The 708-nt window shown below is 32.8% G+C and carries 1 protein-coding gene; it reads right to left on the bottom strand.

Annotated features, from left to right (window positions below; genetic code table 11):
- Window positions 1-17 precede the first annotated feature (17 nt).
- On the bottom strand, window positions 18-708 hold a 691-nt coding region (locus tag AC1P5O_RS16730), incomplete at its 5' end, for an IS5 family transposase (protein ID WP_305177369.1).

Below are 708 nucleotides of genomic sequence, written 5' to 3' on the forward strand. Positions count from 1 at the left end.
TAGGGTCTGTTGACATTTCAAGTATAGAATTTACCCGATAAAGGTAGCCAAATAAATATACAAGCTAATGCAACTGCCCCCTCATAGCTACACTTTAGCTTATCATATCGTGTTGCTATTCCTCTGAACTGCTTTAACCTACAAAATGCATTCTCAACTAAGTGTCTGATTTTATATAAATACCAATCCATATGATCATTATTTGACTGAGTATTTGATTTTCTTGGAATATTCGCTTTAGTTTTTTTCACAGATATTTGTTCTCTTAATGATTCAGAGTCATATCCTTTGTCTGCACAACATACTTCCGTTTCACTCAAATCAAGTTTTTCAATCATTTTGGGAGCAATCTTGACATCATGTATCGTTCCATCGGAGATAATAATTTCGATTGGATTACCATCCGCATCAACAGCTAAGTGTATTTTAGAACTATTTCCACCAATGCTTTTAGAAATATCCTGATCTTTTATTCCAGCAGAATGTTGGTGTGCCCGAACATGACTAGCATCAATAAAAACCCATTCCATATCAGCATTTGAAGAAATTAATTTAAATATTTTCATTAACTTATCATTTTTACACCAACGATTATATTTTTTAAAGATTGAGTTATACGAACCAAATTCTTTAGGCAAATCACGCCATGGGCAGCCTGTTCTTATTCTATAAAGTATTGCTTCGACAAAATTTCTCAAATTAGATTTG

The organism is Prolinoborus fasciculus (assembly GCF_056724605.1).